Genomic DNA, 21,322 nt, shown 5'->3' with positions numbered 1-21,322 from the left:
TTAGTTATTTTTCTAATATAATTTATAAGCTTTATTATCCATATATCGAGCTACTTACATGAAAAAGGGGAAGCATCTCCTCCTTGTAGATTTTTACAAGGATTTTTTGTATATAAAAAGGGAGTGACCGCATGTTTAAACTAAAAGAACGGAATTCAAATATTAAGACGGAAGTACTTGCGGGGCTTACAACCTTTTTAACACTCGCTTATATCATCGTTGTAAACCCCATGATCCTTTCTGATGCCGGTGTTCCATTCGACCAGGCATTCACAGCAACCATAATCGCAATAATAATCGGTACCCTATGCATGGCCTTTTTAGCCAATTACCCAATTGTCATAGCACCGGCAATGGGATTGAATGCTTATTTTGCATACTCGGTACTGGGAACCCATGATATTACATACACAGTTGCCTTCTCTGCAGTCTTTGTTACCGGTATCATCTTTATCCTTTTATCCCTTACCTCTTTCCGCTCAAAATTGATCGAGGCCATCCCGAAAACTTGAAGCATGCAATCAGTGCCGGAATCGGACTTTTCATAACCTTCATCGGACTTCGTTTGTCAGGTGTCGTAACGCAGCATGAATCCAACCTGGTTACCCTTGGAAGCTTCAGGGACCCTAGTGTGGCACTTACATTGGTTGGTTTGATCATAACGATCGTGCTGATCGTTCGCAATGTGCAAGGAGCGATATTCATCGGAATGATCGTGACTGCCATAATCGCTTTCTTTACAGGCCAATTGGAAATTAACGGTCTAGTTTCCACCCCTTCATTACCTGAAGGGATAATAGTCGCCAATCCAATGACATCTATCGCCGATGTCATTAACTACGGCCTTTATGGCGTCGTCTTCTCCATTTTGCTTGTGATGCTTTTCGATACGACCGGTGCTTTGTTAGGCATTGTCCGCCAAGCTGGTTTGCTGAAGGATAATAAGCTTGAAAGATCTGGCAGTGCCTTTTTCGCAGATTCCATAGGCACTACTATTGGTGCCATGTTCGGTACAAGCCCAACCGCTGCTTCAGTTGAATCATCAGCTGGTGTAGGAGCTGGCGGCAAGACAGGTTTAACACCGCGTTGATCGTGGCCATCCTTTTCTTAATAACCGCCTTCTTCAGCCCACTGATAGGTGCTGTCTCAAATGTAGCGGCAATCACGGCACCTAGCTTGATAATCGTGGGAAGTATGATGATTAAAAGCATTAATGAAATTGACTGGACACACTTTGATGAATCATTCCCAGCCTTTTTGGTCATTGTCGCCATGCCGTTAACATCAAGCATCGCCAACGGGATAGCACTCGGATTCATCGCCTATCCCATTTTAAAAATGGCAAGAGGCAAATTCCGTGAAGTTCATCCGTTCGTGTACATGTTTGCTGTTCTATTTCTTTATCAACTGATTTTCCTAGCTTGATCATTTTAAGATGGACCCCCTGTGGTTCCTCTTTTTTTATAACCTCTCGCCAATAAAAAGAAGGATATCCAACTTGTCGTCAGATATCCTCCTACTATTCACTGGTTCATTTGATCAAGAAAATCACCCAGGAGATTGTCAAGATTTTCCTCTTCCGGTTCGGTTTCTTCCTCTTGTTGTGAGGGTTCATCCAAATTCCAATCAAAGTCATCCAGATCTTTCTTAGGTAAGTCTTCCTTGACCTTCTCCACTTCCTTTTCTTCAAGCTCAACCTGCATATATTCCTCATTCGATCCATTACTGTTCAAAGAGGCAAGCAAGGCGGTAGCACGTAAAGGATCGGATAAAAGGTTGTACATAATCGTTCCGAGCATAGCTTCTGAGTGGGAATGCTTGAGCCAATCACGCTGAGATTTGCTTAGCTTGTTCGGCATGGGCAGGGCAATCATTTCCCGATCCTGATGGGTGGATTGCCCGACTCCATCGAGAACATACTCGGCAATTTTACTGGAAAAATTCCTTCTTTCCGTTTCCTTCAATTTCTGCAGCTGTCTTAACGTATAATCTGATACATCCGAAGGGATACGAAAAGTGATGGCTTGCCCTCTTTTAATTTCAGAAGAAGCTGTTTTTTTCATTCTCTCACCTATTTAATAGAACCCGTTCTTTGTTCTTTCTTCTTTTGCTGGGACTGATTCTGTTCCTTTGAATTCCGGCGGTTAAAATCCGAAATCAATTTATAATAGGCGTTTGCCATCATCCAAACGCTTTCTCGTTCATCTTCGAAAAAGTCTATATTGTAGCCATCGAAATTTTGATTCAATGTTTTCAAGTAATCTTTCAGGACGATCGATCCCCCGCCTACAAAATAGCAGATTTCCGTTTGGGAATTTTTTTGCCATACGTTGCGCAGGTGACGATATTGCTTTTTGGCCAGTTCACCTAAAATGCGGTCGACGATATCATGGACGCTTGTCCTGCTTCCGCGAACCATAATATGATTGCGATCATTTTTCTTCGTGATGATTTCAACGACGTCGCGCCTGCTATCCAGCTCGACACCATGTTTCTTCCTGATTTCTTCACGAATCGATTCAAGAGCTTCAGCTACTCCTAAGTTGAATCCTTGCGCTTTGTCATCGTCAACTTTACGATTTTTAATGACCGCGATATCCGTCGATAATCCACCGATATCCTGAATGAGTATTCTTCTATCTATTAATTCACGGTTAATGATATTCAAATCTTTATCCATGACCAAATTTATGTATGCAGCGAAGCCCTCTGGATAGACTTTCACTTCATCGAATTTGATATTAACCTTCATGCCTTGGTATTTAGGAGTAATTAAGAATTCCACCTGGTGGACTGAACCAAGTAATTTCGAGCGGTATCCGACGTCTTTCCCTTCTTTAACCTCCCGAAGTGGCAACCCTGTTCCAAGCGTATAGTTGGCTTCCACAACGTTATTCACTTTTTTGAATGTATCGTTGTCCCCCAACTTGGCAGCGTCTAATGCAAGAGCCGCAAAAAGCATGACTAATGTTTGATCTTCTTCCGATTTACTGCTTCCTAAATCCAGTTCTGTAGGATTATCACTTTTTGTCGCCAAGTTCCCAACGCGATAAATCGCATTATTGTCTTGAAGGGCCGGTGAATGGACCCTGATATGAATCCCTTCCAATGGGTTTTTTTCATTAAGTTCCTCAATCCCAATGACCGGACGGTCCTCTATGTCTTTTGCAATGACATTTGGTATATATAGTTCAGACTCTAGCTTTCCAAAAATAGCTTTGATAGCATCATTTCCTACGTCTACTGCTGCGATTCTAGAACTCATCTAAAAACATCCCCTTTTTTATAGAAAAAAAATTTAGTGAAGCATTCCCTTTAAGGATAGAAAAAGTTTCCACGATAGTCAATGCTTCATTAGTAATAGCTATATTTGTCGAATTGTTTTCAAATTGTTTACAATAGGAACAAATATGTATACACCTTATATATAGCTATGTGTACGTGTTTGTACACATGTATACGCATTTGTGCACAATGCGACTTTTTTCGTTTACACGTATACGTATTTGTACACAAACCATATATTGTATTTTTAATTGATCTTTCCCCCTACAAAAATAAGCGTTTAAATAGTGAATTGAGTTATGGTAATAAATGGACGATTCACTAATGAACTGTATAGAGGGTATTCAATTGACTGAGAAACTTCTATGGCGGCGATCCTCGCCGCCACCATCTAACACGAAACCCTGCTCATTACCCCAAAATAATGTCTAACCCATTAAACCGTTGACAATAATGGTGATAACAATACAACCAGGGTGAACCTTTTTTGGTGGATCTTAAGGAAGAACCAGTTAGTGTACAAAAATTTTTGTAACAAATCTCCTGTCCCCTTATCGTAAGGAAGTAGAATTATTGGATGGTATACCTAATGTGAACAAAGCTGCCGCAGCTACTTTTGCGGAGATGGGTGTTGATATGTCCGTATTTAAGTCTGCTAAACATCTTGCCTCTTGGGCTGGTGCTGGTGTGAGTCCTGGAAATTACGAAAGTGCTGGTAAAAAAACGAGTAAAACCACACAAGGAAATAAAGCTTTAAAAACGATGGCAGTAGAATGTGTATTAGCGACATCAAGGCAAAATAATCGAATTGCTTCACATCGAAAAAGGATTACCAAACGGCAAGGAAAAATGAAGGGACGAATCGCTTCTGCCCATTTACTATTACCGATTACTTACAACATCTTAAAAACAGGAGAACCTTATCATGAACTAGGCTCAAATTACCTTGAAGGAAAACAAAATAACAAAGAATTAAAAATGGTCGAATACCTAAAAAAGAAAGGCTATACAATCGCTCCATCTGAACAACAAACTGCATAACCAGTTAAATAACGGCATAGTACATTTACCCCCATCAAAAAAAATGAAAATATGGAGGGTTTATTTTAGCATGGCTTTTTTACTGTTGTGTTTTCATACAAAAAATACAGAAACTTCCCAAATTCGTGAACCCTATTGGCGCAGTGCGTTAAATTCCCCCTTCATTTTCTAAACTAGATACAGATATAACCACTCGGAATTACAGGGATTACTCAGCTAAACAAGGTATTAAAGTTACACAAATAGAGGCTTGGCTAAATCCTTTACGGAACAACGGGACACACCACAGCATGGCCTGATTTACGATTTGTTTGTTCACTAAAACATGGTGAAGAGAAAGCCAAACTATATTATGTAGCGCAGAAGGAATGAGCTTATCAAAGACTTGGTAGAAGAACATTCCATTGAATGAAATTTGACTGCAATGGATACCTATATTCACGCGAATACTGATGAATATAAAAGTAAAATTCCAAAAGAACTAAAAGCCTATCGAAAATGCCATTCGCAGGGATTATGCATAAGAAATCCCTTTCTCCTTTCCTTGTAAATATTCCATGATCCAAGCAAAGTTTTACCCCTTTAAAATATTTAACGGCCTTCCTCTCACGATTCTGGAAGCCGAAAAAGTTTCCACGATAGTCAATGCTTCATTAACAGTAGCTATAATTTTCGAATTGTTTACAATAGGAACAAATATGTATACACCTTATATATAGCCATGTGTACGTGATTGTAAACATGCATACGTTTTTGTGTACAATACATCTACTTTTGTTTACATGTATACGTTTTTGTAAACAAACCGGATAATGTATTTTTTAAATGTTTCTTCTTACAAAAATTAGCGTATAAATAGCGGATTTGGGTATGGTAATAAATGGACAATTCACTAACTGAACTGTATGGAGGTATTCAAATGACTGGAAAAAATACAGACCTTCCCCGATTTCCGGAACCCTATTGGCGCAGTGCGTTAACTTTCCCTTCTTTTTCTAAACTAGATACAGATATAACCACTGATGTCTTAATAGTAGGCGGAGGAATTACTGGAATCACATCTGCTTATCTACTAGCTAAACAAGGTGTTAAAGTCACACTGATTGAAGCAGGCAAAATCCTTACTGGAACGACAGGACACACTACAGCAAAAATCACGGCTCAGCATGGCTTGATTTATGACCAGTTGATCACTGACCATGGTGAGGAGAAGGCCAGACTTTATTATGAAGCCAATGCAGATGGAATGAAGCTAATCAAAGAATTGGTGGGAGAACATTCCATTCAATGTAATTTGACTGCACAGGATGCTTATGTCTACGCAAATACGGATGAATATAAAAGCAAAATCCAAAATGAACTGAAAGCCTACCAAAAACTCGGCATTCGGGGGGATTATGCCGAGAATATCCCTTTCTCCATCCCTTGTAAAGCTGCTGTGATAATGAAAGACCAAGCACAGTTTCACCCGTTAAAATACTTAACTGCCCTCATTTCGACAATTCTCGAGAGTGGAGGCACAATTTATGAACGGACAACGGCAATGAAGATTGAGGACGGCGATCCACCGACCGTTCTGACGGATACTGGACATTCAATCAAAAGCAATCAGGTAATCGTTGCCTCCCACTTCCCTTTTAATGATGAAATGGGCTTATACTTTGCCCGTGTTCATGTAAATAGGTCCTATGTGCTTGGTATCAAGACTGAACAGGAATATCCAGGCGGGATGTATTACAGTGCAGACAGCCCTACCCGCTCCCTTCGCTATACGGAATTGGACAATGGGGAAAAACTTATACTTGTTAGCGGAGATGGCCATAAAACAGGCCAGGGAATCTCGATGATCGAGCATTATGAAGCACTGAAGGACTTCAGTTCCCAATATTTCGATGTGAAGGACATTCCCTATCGCTGGTCGGCACAGGATATCGTGACACCGGATAATATCCCCTTCGTCGGTCCAGTGACAGCCAACCATCAAAACGTCCTGATAGCTACCGGCTATGCTAAATGGGGAATGACGAATGGATCGATTGCCGCCAAGATCTTAACTGACCGGATTTTGCAAAGAGATAACCGGTATGCGGAATTATATGACCCTGCCCGTTTAAAAGGCGTGAAAAATATCGTCCAGGATAATGCTGATGTGGCGAAGCATCTGATCAAAGGCAAATTGGCCGTCATTCATAAAACGCCGGAAGACTTAGGAATTGATGAAGGAGCAATCGTGAAGGTGGATGGAGACAAAGCTGGTTGTTACCGTGATCATGATGGCCAGCTTCATATTGTCGACTCCACATGTACACACATGGGATGCGAGGTTGCCTGGAATAGCGGCGACCGTACCTGGGACTGCCCATGCCATGGCTCCCGCTACTCTATCGCTGGTGAAGTTATAAATGGCCCTGCTGTCGAACCATTGAAAAAAATACGCTAATGGTCAATTTTTGATTTTATCTAATAGTCGACTGGGTCCGTTGTTTTCCTTATACTGAAGTTACTGCATGATTGAATGGTTGCAAATAACTCTAAAAGGATTGAATTGAACATGAACGGTAAAAATCGGAAAGATATTATCCCAGGTACCTCTGTGGACATTGTACTTAAAGCAGATCAACGCAGCGGAAAACTGACAAGCGGCACTGTAAAGGATATTTTGACCAACTCCAGCACTCACCCTCATGGAATTAAAGTAAGATTGACTGATGGCCAGGTTGGCAGGGTTCAAGTCATTCATAAGTAATGTGCACTCGGTCCAGGCCGAGTGTTTTTTTGTGATTATTCGATCGAATTAATGAGAATGGGGATATTTCAATCATGTTTCCCGTTCATAACTCGTACAATAGGGTTGAGATTATCTCTTTAAAAAGGCTGGTGTCAAAATGAATCAAGAATACAATGCCCCCAATAAGGATTATTACCGCAACGATGAACATACATTGAAAGTTTCCGGCTCAGAGACGCTTCAGGCTGCTCCGGATCAAGCCACAATCACCCTTGGAGTCATAACAGAGGATGAGGATCCGCAAAAGGCCCAGCAAACCAATTCCCAAGCAATCGCAAATGTCATCGCATCACTTAAATCCGCAGGCATTCCCGAAGAGCAATTGAAAACGAGTGATTATAGAATCGATCCACAATATGATTATATTGACGGAAAGGAATTGTTCAAGAACTATAAAGTCCAGCACATCATCCAGGCCCAAACGGCCGACATCGAGAAAATAGGCAGCATAATCGACACGGCCGTCAGAAGCGGCGCCAATTCAATCACCAGCATCCGCTTCTCGTTATCCAATCCAGATGCATACTATAATCAGGCACTTTCTCTCGCTTTAAAAAAGGCATACGAAAAAGCACTCTCCATGGCTCGAACGCTAGGAATCTCATTGAACCCAGTCCCTAATAAGGTTGAAGAGCTATCTGAAACGGCAACACCGATGCTTTACCAAACAAGTACCTTTTCAAAAATGGCAACTACCCCGATTCAGCCTGGTGAATTGAACATCACCGCCTCAGTAAGAGTGGAATACACGTACTAGCACTCACTCATTTCATCCTAAAAACCCCCCCTTGGCAACCAAAAGGGGGGGTTTTCACTTTAAAAGACTACCGTTTTATTTTCATGAACCAGGACGCGGTCCTCCAAATGCCATTTGACGGCACGTGCCAGCACCCTGCGTTCAGCTGAACGACCGATTTTCTTCATATCCCCAGCAGAATCGCGATGGTCCACACGTTCAATATCCTGCTCGATGATCGGACCTTCATCCAAATCATTCGTCACATAATGGGAAGTCGCCCCAATCAGCTTAACACCTCTGTCATAAGCTCTTTCATAAGGCCGTGCTCCAATGAAGGCAGGTAAAAATGAATGATGTATATTGATGATTTTGTTTGGATGGGCCGCTACGAAATCCGGCGTCAATATCTGCATATACCTAGCTAATACAATAAGGTCCACTTTGAATTCTTCCAGAAGTCCAAGCTGTTTTGTCTCCACTTCCTTACGTATATCCTTATTCGCAGGAATATAATAAAACGGGATGCCCATCGATTCGACAATTTGCCTGGTATCTTCATGATTGCTGATGACTAGTGCAATATCAGCTAATAAATCTCCGCTTTGCCACTCCCATAGCAATTCCAGAAGGCAATGCGGTTCCTTGGAAACGAAGATTGCCGTCCTCTTCAGATCACTCACATGGTTAAATGTCCATTGCATCGAGAATGCTGTCGAAACTTCCTGGAATGCCAGTTGCATACCCGTTGCCTTATCCTTCAATCCTGGACAATCGAATTCGATCCTGGTGAAAAAGGTACCGCCCTCAGGATTCATCGAATACTGACTCAATTCAACAATATTTGCATCATACTCTTTAAGAAAGGCTGTAACTGTCGAAACAATTCCGGGCTGGTCCGGACATTTTATAATTAAACGGCCCCTATCTTGATTCTTTTCGCGAAACTCCTGTAACTGTTCTTGCACAAAGTTGCTTACCATTTTCCCAACTGCCCTTCTTCTATTTTGCTATATTATACTTCAATTCATAGGCAAAATTAAAGTCAGTCAATCAATTCGGGATTTTGTTGGCAGCCACCATGGTCCTTTTTTGAAACCCTCCATAGTTTTATTCCATCCCATTCATTAGATAAGGTTTTCATCAGTTTTTCTCTTTCGATAAATCTAAATCATCACCCTGAAGTGTTTCAAATTCATCTCTAGCGTTGAATCTTGCCGAAATTTCTTACTCAATTAAATAATTATTGTCATTATTTCAGGAAATTACAGGTAATTTGGAGGAAATGAAGGCAAAGGCAGAGAACCTTTTATGAAATGCATAGTGAAGGGGATTCTTGAATGAAATGTCGGCATGATCCGGACCCCCTTTTTTATTTCAGTTTTATTTTCCCTGTTAATGAGGTTATTCACTGCCTCAAAAGGGTATAGACCATTCTATTAGTTTTTTTAAAAGGGGGAAATGAAATTATCATGAAATCATCAGTTACATTCATTCTATCCATTCTGGCTGTTCTTGGTCTTCTATCCGGCTGTGCTGAAAAGGACCAGCTAGAGGATGGGAGTAAGCTGATCAATAAGGACCAGTTTGTATTCGCTGCCTCAGGCGAATTCAAGCCATTCAGTTATGTCAATGATGACATGACCGTAACCGGATTCGATATTGAGGTTGGCGATGCAATTGCAAAGGAACTGGGCCTGGAGCCAGTACCTAAACGGATAAAATTCAAAGGTATCGTGGAAGGTGTCAAAACAGGTCGGGCAGACGCCGCGGTTGCCAGTCATACAATTAATGATCAACGAAGTAAACATGTTGCCTTCTCCACCCCTTATTACTACTCAGGTCCTCAAATTTTCGTCCGCACAGATAGTGATATTAAAACGGTTGAAGATTTAAAGGGAAAGGAAGTTGCAGCTTCTAAAGGCTCCACGTACGCGACCACAGCAGAAAAATATACAACCAATGTAAAAACCTATGACAGTGATATCACCGCCCTGAAAGCATTGAGCGGAGGACGTCATGATGCCGTCATCACAGACTTTGTAACCGGCAAGGAAGCGACCAAGGAAGGTTTCGACATCGAAGGCCGGCAATTGATCGAACGAAGCGAGCAGGCCATCGTACTGCCTAACGACAACCCTCAGCTGCTTGCACGCATCAACGAAGCACTTGAAAACCTCCGGGAAGATGGAACACTTGCGGAAATCAGCAAAAAATACTTTGGTGAGGATATCACAACCAAGCCTGAATAAAGATTGATAGAAAGGGAGTCATTACATTGCCAAGTTTTTCACATTTTTTTGATACATTATTTAGCTCCTCGGACGTATTCATCCGAGCCATGCTCCTCACATTGGAACTGACGGTAGTCTCCATATTGGTAGGAATCGTCATCGGGTTGCTATTTGCACTTTTAAAAATATCCAATATAAAAATCCTTGCATGGATTTCGGATACATATGTATTCCTTGTGCGGGGAACACCGCTAATCGTACAGATATTCATACTCTATTTCGGTATCAGCAATCTCTTCTTACTGCCGGACTTCTGGGCGGCGTCACTTGCCCTGGCCTTCCATAATGGAGCTTATATCTCTGAAATTTTACGTGGTACGATCCAATCCATCGACAAAGGCCAAATGGAAGCCGGACGCTCCCTTGGCATGAGCAATTCGCTCGCATTAAGAAGGATCATCCTACCTCAAGCCTTCCGTCGCGCATTGCCGCCGCTAGGCAACCAATTCATCATCGGGCTGAAGGATTCATCACTTGCCGCTTTCATATCCATGAATGAGCTGTTTAACGTGGCGACTACATTAGGCTCGAATAATTTTGATGAAATGACTTATTTATTGATTGTAGCGGTCTATTACTTGATTCTAGTGGCATTCCTGACCATTATCGTCAATTTATTCGAAAAGAAACTTTCCATTAGTGATCGATAGGGGGAATTGAAATGGAACAAAAAGAAATGATTCGCATTAGGAATTTAAATAAATCGTATGGAGACCTGCATGTACTCAAAGATATTGATATGAAGGTACTGGATAGCGATGTAGTCTGTCTGATCGGACCAAGCGGTTCCGGAAAAAGCACCCTGCTCCGCTGTTTGAATTATTTAGAGAAGAAAGACAGCGGGCAAATCCTCATTGAAGGAACGGAAGTCAATCCGGGTACCCATGATATTAATAAAATCCGTGAGAAAGTCGGAATGGTTTTTCAGCATTTCTACCTCTTCCCGCATATGACCGTACTGGAAAATGTCATCGAAGCACCGACTCACGTCAAAAAGGTCCCTAAGGCCCAGGCGATTGAAGAAGCAAATGCATTGCTTGCCAAAGTCGGCTTATCAGATAAAGCGGATGTCTATCCAAGCAAGCTCTCAGGTGGGCAGAAACAGCGTGTCGCCATAGCCCGTGCCCTTGCCATGAAGCCAGATATCCTACTCTTTGATGAGCCTACCTCGGCTCTGGATCCCGAACTTGTCGGGGAGGTACTTGCCACGATGAAGGAACTTGCCTTGGAAGGGATGACAATGGTAGTCGTTACACATGAGATGAGCTTTGCACGTGAAGTTGGGGATTGGATTGTCTTCATGCATAATGGGAGGGTTGTCGAAAGCGGCCCGCCAAAAGAATTCTTCACCAATCCAAAAGAAGAGCGGACAAAAGAATTTTTGCAAACGACAGTCTTTTGAATTGAATCCTAAATCTGCCTAATCGCGAGAATAATTCGACTGATTCCGGCCTAGAGCCTAATTCATCATTATAAGCAATACAGGCGTGAATTCCTGTATTGCTTATTTGCATGTAAAACGATTTCTTGGTTTCTTTTATCTCCAGTTAGGTAGTTCCCTAATTTACATGATTAAAGTTTCAGGGATATTTTCGCTCTGATTGTACAAACTAAATACTTGATGAATTGTTTCAGATAAACCCTGATTCCGGCTCGAACATGGAAAAATATCTGTATTTATGGTATATATACAGGTAAAATTAAAAGAAGTATATAAATGAAAGAGGTCGAATTCAGTTGGAAAATAACTCTTCGAATTTTATTAAAAATATTATAAAAGATGATCTAGAGTCCGGAAAACATGATCATGTCATCACACGCTTCCCTCCTGAGCCGAACGGATATTTACATATCGGGCATGCCAAATCAATCATTTTGAATTTTGGGGTGGCTGATGATTTCAATGGGAAAACTAACCTTCGTTTCGATGATACGAATCCATTGAAAGAGGATATTGAATTTGTAAACTCCATTAAGGAAGATGTAAAATGGCTCGGTTACGACTGGGATAACCTTTTCTTCGCTTCCGACTATTTTGATGAAATGTATAAAAGAGCTGTGCTGCTCATCAATAAAGGACTGGCATATGTGGACGACCTTAATGCCGACCAAATCCGTGAATATCGCGGAACGCTGACTGAGCCGGGGAAAGATAGCCCCTACCGCAATAGAACCGTCGAGGAAAATCTTGAACTATTTGAAAAGATGCGCAGCGGCGAATTCGGGAACGGCGCAAAAGTATTGCGTGCAAAAATCGATATGAGCTCACCTAACATTAATTTGCGTGATCCCGTCATGTACCGTATCTCCCATACTGAACACCATAATACCGGCAACAAATGGTGCATCTACCCAATGTATGCATTTGCCCATCCAATTGAAGATGCCATCGAGGGAGTCACACACTCCATTTGTACGCTTGAGTTCGAAGATCAACGCCCTCTTTATGACTGGATCGTTGAAAATTGTGAAATGGAAAGCAAACCAAAACAATATGAATTTGGCCGTCTTAACCTGACAAATACAGTAATGAGCAAGCGAAAACTGAAGCAGCTTGTCGATGAGGGCTTCGTGGACGGCTGGGACGACCCACGGATGCCTACTGTTTCAGGCTTGCGGAGACGCGGGTATACACCCGAAGCGATCCGTGCATTCTGCCAAGAGATAGGTGTCGCAAAAACAAGCGGTGTCGTAGACTCTCAAATGCTTGATCATTTCGTGCGGGAAGACTTAAAGCTGAAGGCTCCACGGACTATGGCTATCCTGAACCCGCTTAAAGTGGTCATCACCAACTATCCGGAAGGCGAGATAGAATGGCTGGATGCTGAGGTCAATCCGGAAGTTCCGGAAATGGGCACACGCCAAATCCCGTTTTCACGTGAAATATATATCGAACAGGACGATTTCATGGAAAACCCGCCGAAAAAGTATTTCCGACTTTTCCCGGGCAATGAAGTCCGTTTGAAACATGCTTATTTCATTAAATGTGAAGAAGTGATAAAAGACGAAGCCGGTAACGTCATTGAACTTCGCTGCACATACGACATTGAAACGAAAAGCGGATCGGGCTTCACTGGCCGTAAGGTAAAAGGTACCTTGCACTGGGTCGAAGCTTCACAAGCCGTTTCAGCAGAATTCCGTAACTACCAGCCTTTAATCTTGGATAAGGAAAATGATGAAGAGGAAGAAAAATCATTCTTGGACCTGGTAAACCCTGATTCTGTAGAAATTTTACAAGGATTTGTCGAGCCTAACATGAAAGATGTTAAGCCTCAGGATAAATTCCAATTCTTCAGGCATGGCTATTACAATGTTGATTCAAAACTCACTGCAGCCGATCACTTGGTCTTCAACCAAATCGTTGGGTTGAAAAGTTCATTCAAGTTATAGAATCACGAAAAAGAACCAGATTCCTAGCGGGATCTGGTTCTTTTTCATTCTCTGCACCCTTATATCATTTTTTCTCGTAAAGTTTGATTCCTTGCTTGGAAAGGGCCTGTTTAAGAGTACTATGTGTCGAAACCTGACTAAAATCAAGACCTAACTGAATCGATGTCTGGGCCACTTCAGGACGAATCCCGGAAATGGTCGATTGAATGCCTAACAGGTTCAGGGTACTTATCAATTGATAGATCTGTTGGACTACCATCGTATCTAAAAGGGAGACTCCCGATAAATCGATGAATAAGTGAGTGACATTTTTGCTAATGCATTTGCTTGGAGTCGCATTCAAAATTTCCTTTGCCCGGTAGGTATCGATTTCACCGATTAACGGCAATACCGCAATGGCATCAACAATGGGAATGACAGGTGCGCCCAGTTCATTAATCAGGTCCTGTTGAGCTAGTAAACGTTCTTTTGTCAAAAGGTAATACTGCTCAGTGAACTCACGGTTCAATTGATCGAATGCACGATTAATAAGCCGGCTCCACCGGATGATTGTATCCTTCGTTATCCCCGTATCCTTTAGCATATAATCAGTGATGAAGGCCCAATATGTTTCCCGAACCTTACTAAGCGCTTCCAGCACTTCGTAAATGGGGGTGTCCGATTCAACCCTGCTCTTCGCGACAAGTGTGGCCCACTGCTCCATCGTTTCAATAAAAGCCGTTTTATCTTCAAGTAAAGCACTGGTCACTGTCTTGATGGTCAATGTATTCTGTTCTCTGAGAAGCTTTTCGATTTCCTCATTAGAATCTATTGAATAGATGGATCCAGACTGCTTTTCCCTTAAAGCCAGCCAGTTTTCCGTAATCTTGGATGAATTATCAAGGATATATCGATATAAATTTTCATCTATTTTATCCATTTGTGTTCCCCTATCTCACTAGTTATTTCATTTTAAAAAGTAATAATAAGTCTCCATATCCCTCTCTCCCCATTTCATTTCTAGGAATGAATCGAAGGGCAGAAGAGTTTATGCAATATCTCGTGCCTTTAGGACTTGGGCCATCGGGAAAAACATGTCCAAGATGTGAATCGGCGTCCCTGCTGCGCACCTCGGTCCGGGTCATTCGGTGGCTGAGATCCATTTTCTCACTGACACTTGCCGACATGATGGGCTTCGTGAAGCTTGGCCACCCACAACCGCTATCATACTTATCCCGCGAACTGAATAGAGGCTCCCCAGAAACGACATCCACATAGATGCCTTCTTCAAAGTGATCCCAATAAACATTATCGAAAGGCGGCTCCGTGCCATTTTCCTGGGTGACATGAAACTGACTCTCCGTTAAGGTTTTTCTAAGGTGTGCATTATCCTTAGGCCAATTTTCTTTAATGAATGCATCCCGTCCTGAGCCTTTACGATACAATGCATAGCGAAATTGATTCTTCCGATGGAATTCTTGATGATATTCCTCTGCCTCGTAAAATTTCCCCGAGGGTAGAATACCCGTAACAATAGGTTTCTTAAACCGCCCGCTCATCATTAAATCTTCCTTCGATTGTTCCGCCTCCCGTTTCTGACATTCATTAAGATAGAAAATGGCTGCCTTGTATTGCTTTCCCCTATCCGAGAACTGTCCATCGTCATCCGTAGGATCGATTTGGCGCCAGAATATCTCTAATAACTTTTTATAGGAAATGATTGATCGATCGAATACCACTTGCACCGCTTCAACATGACCGGTCGACCCGGTAATCACTTGTTTATAACTAGGTGCGGCAAAATTACCGCCTGTATAACCTGATGTCACTGAAATAATACCATCCATTTCATCAAAGGGAGCAACCATGCACCAAAAACAGCCTCCTGCAAAGATAGCCGTTTCTTTTCCAGCCATCGTCATCCTAAAACTCCCCTTTCACGCTTGTCATTTTATGTATTATATACCAGCAAGCCAAACACCTTCAAATTCAAAAACAATTGTTTTCTATCTTTGCAGCACAAATATAAAAGAGGCACTTAGGAGTATGCCCAAGTGCCTTTTTGTATTAGATCCATTAATTAAAGTATCACACTAACGATGATCGCTGATAGGATGCTGACAAGAGTCGCACCATATAGCAGCTTCAAGCCGAAACGGGCCACAACATTTCCCTGTTTTTCATGAAGTCCTTTGACTGCACCGGCAATGATTCCAATAGATGAGAAATTCGCGAATGAAACCAAGAAAACCGAAACGATTCCTATCGTCCTATCGCTCAAGGCTGCTGATGCGTCCCCTAAGCTCAGCATGGCAACGAATTCATTGGTTACTAGCTTCGTCGCCATGATTCCGCCTGCAGTCACGGTTTCTGAAATCGGTATCCCCATGATAAAGGCAAACGGGGCAAAAATATACCCCAAGATGTCTTGGAAACTGATGCCGATGATCATGTCGAATAAGCTGTTGATTCCTGCAATTAGTGCAACGAAACCAATTAACATCGCGGCTACAGTGATAGCAACCTTAAATCCATCCATGATATATTCCCCAAGCATTTCGAAAAACGACTGCTTCTCTGCCCCTTCTTCAACAGGGAGAATATCATCTTCATCCGTTACCGTATAAGGGTTAATAATGGATGCAATGATAAATCCACCGAACATGTTAATAACAATAGCCGTCACAACATACTTTGGTTCAATCATCGTCATATAAGCACCGACGATCGACATCGATACGGTTGACATGGCTGACGCACAAAGCGTATACATGCGAGATGGCGGAATGGCACCGAGTTGTTTTTTCAAGGTTATGAAAACCTCGGATTGGCCCACTATTGCTGATGCTACCGCATTGTAAGATTCCAATTTACCCATCCCATTCACCTTACTTAGCAGGAATCCAATCCACTTCATGATGAACGGAAGGATCTTGAAGTGCTGTAAAATCCCGATTAATGCCGAGATGAAGACAATGGGAAGAAGGACATTTAAAAAGAAGGGCGATGCTCCTTCGTTTACAATCCCGCCAAATACAAAGGTGATCCCTTCATTTGCCCATTCTAAAAGTTTTCCGAACCCCTCGGCAATCGAATTGATGATCACTAAACCGAACTTCGTATTTAATAATAAATAAGTTAAAATAAGCTGCATGACCACCATGAGGATGATCGGTTTAATTTTAACTTTCTTCCGGTCACTGCTGACTAATAAAGCTAGTCCAAAAACAATAAGCAGTCCTAAAATTGCAATCAGAAATTTCATATATTCTGCCTCCACTAAGGGTGAATTTAATGATCGTGCATTAATAGTAGGTTACCCTCAAAAAAATTTATGCAAACGTTTTCTCTTTCATCCAAAATACATGTACGTACCTCTCCAGAAGTCTATATTAAACTAATATTTTTTTAAGTGCAATTATTATTTCCCTTTTTAAAATAACAATTAGTGACAATAATGGGTTTCGTAAATTAAAAAAGAAGGTTCCCCTTCGAAAGGAACCTTCTTTTCAGTTTGTAGACAAAAGGGGTTCGGAATTAAAAAATTCTGAACCCCTTTTGAAATTCCCTTTGAATTTTCGCCTAAAGTTAAGAGATTGGGGCTCTACGAGCCCACTATGTTAGGCCATTTTTGGACCTCGCCATGTCCAATTGGCCATCTTCTTTAAATTAATGGCAGCGAAAGTAAGCATCGCCTGCATCGACAATTTTTTAAGTCCCCTTAAAGTAGTCCAACGCATACCATGCTTTTCTTTTGCATCTGCGAATACACGCTCAATCGTTTCTTTACGTTTTGCATATATAGGTTTTACATCTTGATGATGACGCAGATGATCTGCTTCTTCCACATGTGTTTGCCAGATATGCCGTGTCACCACTTTTTGACAGTCTTTGCTTTCTGTACACCGAGATAAAAATGAGCATGTTGTACAAATTTGTTTTGGCGATTTGTACTCGCGATAGCCCTCTTTATTTGTTGTTGAGTACTTTAAAGTTTCGCCCGAAGGGCAAAGGTAACAATCAAAATGTTCATCGTATACATAGTCCTGTTTGCGGAAAAATCCTTCTTTGGTGCGAGGACGTGTATAAGGTAAAGCCGGTATGATTTCTTTGTTAAATAGGTAGCTTGTAATCGCTGGTGTTTTATAAGCTGCATCTGCGGCAACGGCTTCCGGTTTTCCAACTTTCTCAATCACTTGTTCAACTAGTGGCTCTAAGATCTGACTGTCATGTGTATTTCCAGGTGTTACAATCGTTCCCAATACAAAACCGTTGCGGTCTGCGGCCGCGTGGAATGAATAGGCAAACTGTTTTGTTCGTTCATCTTTCACATAGTAGCCACTCTCAGAATCCGTTGTACTTTCTTTAATCTCTTTGGTCTCTTCTTTATCAAATTTATCTGGTGGAAAAGGCTTTTTTCCATGGTTTTCACGATCTTGATTGATTTCTTCTTGAAGACGTCCTTGATACGCTCGTGTTTCTTTACGAACGATTTTCTTTTCAAATTTCCGTTTATTCGCACTGGCTTTCACATGTGTGGAATCCACGAAAACGTGTTCAGCACTTATTAACTTTTTATTAGCAGCTGTCATTAAAATGCGATAGAAAATCTGTTCAAACAGGTCTGTATCTTTAAAGCGTCGCTCATAATTTTTCCCCGAACGTAGAGAAATGAGGTACTTTATCATGGAAACCATAGCCTAAGAACCAACGGTAAGCCATATTGGTTTCAACTTCTTCAATCGTTTTACGCATGGAACGAATACCGAAGGTATATTGAATGAAAGTCAGTTTAACTAAAATAACTGGATCAATACTTGGGCGTCCTACCTCTGAATACATATCTTTCACCAAGTCATAAATGAAAGTGAAGTCAATGGCAGCCTCCATTTTACGAACCAAATGGTTCGGTGGCACCAGTTGATCTAAAGTTATCATTTCAAGTTGATCTCGCTGAATAGAATCATGTTTAGAAAGCATCCTCATCACCTCAAGTTTTAATACTTCTATTTTAAAACAAAAATGACTCCAGGCAAAAGTGTTCTATCTAAAAGGTAAGACAAAGTTGATTGGAACGGAAGGTACGAGACTCCTGCGGGAAAAGCGCGTCTAGGGGAGACCCCGCAGGCGAAAGCCGAGGAGGCTCCCCGACCGCCCGCGGAAAGCGAGTGCCTAGAGTGGAAATCAACGTCCAAATTGTACAAGCCATAAAAATAGACAAACTCGATTTTCATCGAGTTTGTCTACAGTCTGAAAAGAAGGTTCCCCTTCGAAAGGAACCTTCTTTTTCCTCAAATAGTATCGATTTTTTAGGCTGCTGTTTTTCTGGTTATCACCGATGTCACTAATCCAACGCCTCCGATTACAAAGATGATGATGGATGCAGCCAAGCCACCTGCCCCTTGATAAAAGCCGATAAATTTCCCTGCAAAAGAGTCTCTGCCTCGGAAAGCGCCACCGCTTGGCATCTCCCCTGGAGTTTCAGAACCATTAGGCCCGATCCCCATATTGCCCAGCGTATCATTAGATGCCGTTTCCGTAGTTGAATCATTGGTCGCCGTACTGCTATTAGCCGATTCTTCCGTATCATCCGATTCTGTTGTGTTACGGTCGGCAGGCTGCCCCATCATCGCCTGTCCATTCATGGGTTCATTGCCGCTGCCGTCCACATACATCATGATCCCGATGACTGCTTGAGCCATTAAAAGGACCGAAGCCAATATTCCAACCAAAAAGTGTAACTTACCAAGTCTTTTCATCATTGATTCTCCTCCGAAAATAAAATGCATTTATAAGATGATTATCTAAAAAGACCCTTAATTTTTCCTTAAGCAACAAGGATAAAAATAAGGGTCTTTTTACTATTGGACGGTATCTTAAGGTGGATTATTTTTTCCTTTGATTTCTCGGAAAAGTGATTTCAAAACGGGTGCGTTCATTCTGTTCACTCGTAACCTTGATGTTCCCTTGATGTGTGTTTACAATCCATTTGGCAATGGATAAACCTAAACCGGAGCCTTCATTTGCTGAACGGGATTGCTCCACTTGATAAAAACGGTTAAAAATCAAGGGGAGATCTTCCTGCGGAATGCCTTTTCCATTATCTTCCACTGTAAGAATGATGGATGAAGCATTTTTGATGCAGGATAGCGAAATCTCCCCGCCTTCCTCAGTAAATTTCATGGCATTATCCACCAAGATCACCAATAGCTGATGAATTCTCTCTTTATCCCCATGAAACACCACCTGTTCGGGGGCATGGCTAATGATTGATTTCTCTTGAAACGAAGCTATATCCGTATACTGTTCTACGATATCCATAAGTAAGTCATCAAGGAAAAAGTTCGATTTCTTGACCTCCATTTGATTCGAATCCGTTCTGGTCAAGGTCAAAAGTCCGTTAACAAGCTTATTCAATCTGCGGACCTCTTTCGAAATGATGGATATATCAACGGCTTTTTCCTCGATTGTCGCGGACGGTGATTGAAATAGCAAATCAGTTCGCGATTGAATGACAGCAAGCGGCGTTCGAATTTCATGCGAAGCATCCGAGACAAACTGCTGCTGCTGATCCCAGGATTTCTTGACCGGAATCAGGGCCCGTCCTGCCAGAAGATAGCCTGCGCCTACCGCCACCAAACTTCCAATTCCTCCACCTACAAATAATATGAGCAGCAAGCGATCGAGCATATCTTTTTCTGTATCCACATTCCTGATGAATTGTACGGCCATCTCTCCATACCCCGTACCGACCTTAGTGGAAAGGGCCCGATACGTGTATCCATTCACCGATATTTCTTCAATCTCATCAAAAGTTTTAGGGAAAAATTTTTGTTCATTGATCTTAAAAAAATGGTCTACACTCAATCTTGGCTCAATGATCGTATCATCCGGTCCCCAAACGATGACACTCGGTCCCGGTCCTAAAAGAAACTCACCTTGCGGACGTCCGCCTGGCATGCCCCCATTATTGAAATCCCTGTAATCCTTTTTAAGTGAATCATTGACATCCATATAGATCTGATTTTCCGTATAGAAATAAATCGTTCTGCTTAATATGGCTATTAAGACAATAAAGACGATAGAATTCAATAATGTTAGTTGAAGCCGTGTTTTTTGGAACATAATGATCCCCTTATGGTCGTTTTAGCATATAACCAATACCCCGAACGGTTTGAATATCTTTATGATAATTGAAAGGTTCCAATTTTTTTCTAAGGTGATGGATGAACACTTCCACAATGGCAATCGTCGTATCTGAATCAAACCCCCAAATGCGGTCGAAAATCTGCTCACGGGTCAATATTTTTCCATTATTTCGAATTAAATACTCCAGTAACTCAAACTGTTTCAAGGTCATTTTAATGACCTTTCCATCAACCAAAATATCCTTTTCTTTTTCCAACAGTTCAATATCACGGTATTTCACATGCTGCTCAAGCGATATAATGCCACTCCTTCGAAGCAGGGCACGAATCCTGGCCTTAAGTTCCGGTGCCTGAAACGGCTTGACCAAATAATCATCTCCACCCATTTCCAATCCTCTGACACGATCCTCAAGCGCATCTTTTGCCGTCAAAAACAAGACACTTGTGTCGATTTTTGCTTCCCTGATTTTCCGTACGATTTCAAATCCATCGATTCCCGGAAGCATTACATCCAAAATGATGATATCGTATATACTTTGCTGAGCCATGAATAGCCCATCTTCCCCATTATCTGCTGTATCGACTACATATTCATCCGTCAGAATTTGTCGGATCGATTCTAATAATGAAACATTATCTTCTACCACCAAAACCTTCATGC

Annotated in this window: 17 protein-coding genes and 2 pseudogenes; 9 read left to right on the top strand and 10 right to left on the bottom strand. The window is 41.7% G+C overall.

Annotated features, from left to right (window positions below; genetic code table 11):
- Window positions 1-131 precede the first annotated feature (131 nt).
- A pseudogene (locus QFZ73_RS11785) lies at window positions 132-1,425 on the top strand (NCS2 family permease).
- A gap of 98 nt (window positions 1,426-1,523) precedes the next feature.
- Here QFZ73_RS11785 and QFZ73_RS11780 read toward each other — a convergent pair.
- Window positions 1,524-2,063: a hypothetical protein gene (locus QFZ73_RS11780; RefSeq protein ID WP_307266167.1), complete on the bottom strand. Its 540-nt coding sequence runs from the start codon at window positions 2,061-2,063 to the stop codon at window positions 1,524-1,526.
- An 8-nt stretch (window positions 2,064-2,071) separates the two neighbouring features.
- Window positions 2,072-3,265: a ParM/StbA family protein gene (locus QFZ73_RS11775; protein ID WP_251427147.1), complete on the bottom strand. Its 1,194-nt coding sequence runs from the start codon at window positions 3,263-3,265 to the stop codon at window positions 2,072-2,074.
- A 593-nt stretch (window positions 3,266-3,858) separates the two neighbouring features.
- Between QFZ73_RS11775 and QFZ73_RS11770 the strand changes: the two genes are divergently transcribed.
- The 4 genes from QFZ73_RS11770 (at window position 3,859) to QFZ73_RS11755 (ending at window position 7,871) form a co-directional block, all read left to right on the top strand.
- Complete coding sequence (locus QFZ73_RS11770; RefSeq protein ID WP_307266164.1) at window positions 3,859-4,326, top strand: transposase; 468 nt, start codon at window positions 3,859-3,861, stop codon at window positions 4,324-4,326.
- A gap of 919 nt (window positions 4,327-5,245) precedes the next feature.
- The gene (locus tag QFZ73_RS11765; protein WP_307266161.1) at window positions 5,246-6,766 is read left to right on the top strand and encodes an FAD-dependent oxidoreductase; all 1,521 of its coding nucleotides are present in this window, start codon (window positions 5,246-5,248) and stop codon (window positions 6,764-6,766) included.
- A 111-nt stretch (window positions 6,767-6,877) separates the two neighbouring features.
- A complete protein-coding gene (locus QFZ73_RS11760; RefSeq protein ID WP_307266158.1) occupies window positions 6,878-7,072 on the top strand; it encodes a YwbE family protein in 195 nt (64 codons plus the stop codon).
- A gap of 139 nt (window positions 7,073-7,211) precedes the next feature.
- On the top strand, window positions 7,212-7,871 hold the full coding sequence (locus QFZ73_RS11755; protein ID WP_251427156.1) for an SIMPL domain-containing protein: 660 nt from the start codon (window positions 7,212-7,214) through the stop codon (window positions 7,869-7,871).
- 59 nt (window positions 7,872-7,930) lie between these two features.
- Here the strand turns inward: QFZ73_RS11755 and purU are convergent, their stop codons facing one another.
- Window positions 7,931-8,833 carry a formyltetrahydrofolate deformylase gene (gene purU / locus QFZ73_RS11750; protein ID WP_251427159.1) on the bottom strand — a complete coding sequence of 301 codons (903 nt, stop codon included), beginning with the start codon at window positions 8,831-8,833 and terminating at the stop codon, window positions 7,931-7,933.
- 489 nt (window positions 8,834-9,322) lie between these two features.
- Here purU and QFZ73_RS11745 point away from each other — a divergent pair, with 489 nt between their 5' ends.
- The 4 genes from QFZ73_RS11745 to QFZ73_RS11730 all read left to right on the top strand — a co-directional run bounded on the left by QFZ73_RS11745 (window position 9,323) and on the right by QFZ73_RS11730 (window position 13,534).
- Window positions 9,323-10,102 (top strand): transporter substrate-binding domain-containing protein, encoded by a 780-nt coding sequence (locus tag QFZ73_RS11745; protein WP_251427163.1) that lies wholly within the window; start codon window positions 9,323-9,325, stop codon window positions 10,100-10,102.
- Window positions 10,103-10,128: 26 nt separating this feature from the next.
- On the top strand, window positions 10,129-10,794 hold the full coding sequence (locus QFZ73_RS11740) for an amino acid ABC transporter permease (RefSeq protein WP_063234250.1): 666 nt from the start codon (window positions 10,129-10,131) through the stop codon (window positions 10,792-10,794).
- Between the two features lie 11 nt (window positions 10,795-10,805).
- Window positions 10,806-11,546, top strand: coding sequence for an amino acid ABC transporter ATP-binding protein (locus QFZ73_RS11735; RefSeq protein WP_063234251.1), 741 nt, complete (start codon window positions 10,806-10,808; stop codon window positions 11,544-11,546).
- 335 nt (window positions 11,547-11,881) lie between these two features.
- Entirely contained in the window at window positions 11,882-13,534 is a 1,653-nt protein-coding gene (locus QFZ73_RS11730) for a glutamine--tRNA ligase/YqeY domain fusion protein (RefSeq protein ID WP_307266146.1), read from the top strand.
- 64 nt (window positions 13,535-13,598) lie between these two features.
- Here the strand turns inward: QFZ73_RS11730 and QFZ73_RS11725 are convergent, their stop codons facing one another.
- The 7 genes and pseudogenes from QFZ73_RS11725 to QFZ73_RS11695 form a co-directional block, all read right to left on the bottom strand.
- The gene (locus QFZ73_RS11725) at window positions 13,599-14,453 is read right to left on the bottom strand and encodes an STAS domain-containing protein (RefSeq protein WP_307266143.1); all 855 of its coding nucleotides are present in this window, start codon (window positions 14,451-14,453) and stop codon (window positions 13,599-13,601) included.
- Window positions 14,454-14,475: 22 nt separating this feature from the next.
- Complete coding sequence (gene msrB / locus QFZ73_RS11720; protein ID WP_307266139.1) at window positions 14,476-15,435, bottom strand: peptide-methionine (R)-S-oxide reductase MsrB; 960 nt, start codon at window positions 15,433-15,435, stop codon at window positions 14,476-14,478.
- A 158-nt stretch (window positions 15,436-15,593) separates the two neighbouring features.
- Window positions 15,594-16,778: a NupC/NupG family nucleoside CNT transporter gene (locus tag QFZ73_RS11715; RefSeq protein ID WP_307266136.1), complete on the bottom strand. Its 1,185-nt coding sequence runs from the start codon at window positions 16,776-16,778 to the stop codon at window positions 15,594-15,596.
- Window positions 16,779-17,133: 355 nt separating this feature from the next.
- Window positions 17,134-18,493 (bottom strand): annotated as a pseudogene (locus tag QFZ73_RS11710) (IS1182 family transposase).
- A 329-nt stretch (window positions 18,494-18,822) separates the two neighbouring features.
- Window positions 18,823-19,272: a hypothetical protein gene (locus QFZ73_RS11705; RefSeq protein WP_307266133.1), complete on the bottom strand. Its 450-nt coding sequence runs from the start codon at window positions 19,270-19,272 to the stop codon at window positions 18,823-18,825.
- Window positions 19,273-19,399: 127 nt separating this feature from the next.
- Complete coding sequence (locus QFZ73_RS11700) at window positions 19,400-20,638, bottom strand: sensor histidine kinase (protein WP_307266130.1); 1,239 nt, start codon at window positions 20,636-20,638, stop codon at window positions 19,400-19,402.
- Window positions 20,639-20,648: 10 nt separating this feature from the next.
- Entirely contained in the window at window positions 20,649-21,320 is a 672-nt protein-coding gene (locus tag QFZ73_RS11695) for a response regulator transcription factor (RefSeq protein WP_251427184.1), read from the bottom strand.
- Window positions 21,321-21,322: the final 2 nt, after the last annotated feature.

Source organism: Peribacillus sp. V2I11 (genome assembly GCF_030817135.1).
GTDB classification, from domain to species: domain Bacteria; phylum Bacillota; class Bacilli; order Bacillales; family DSM-1321; genus Peribacillus; species Peribacillus simplex.
The sequence above is the reverse complement of the archived record's forward strand: the minus strand, read 5'-3'. Positions and strand labels throughout refer to the sequence as shown.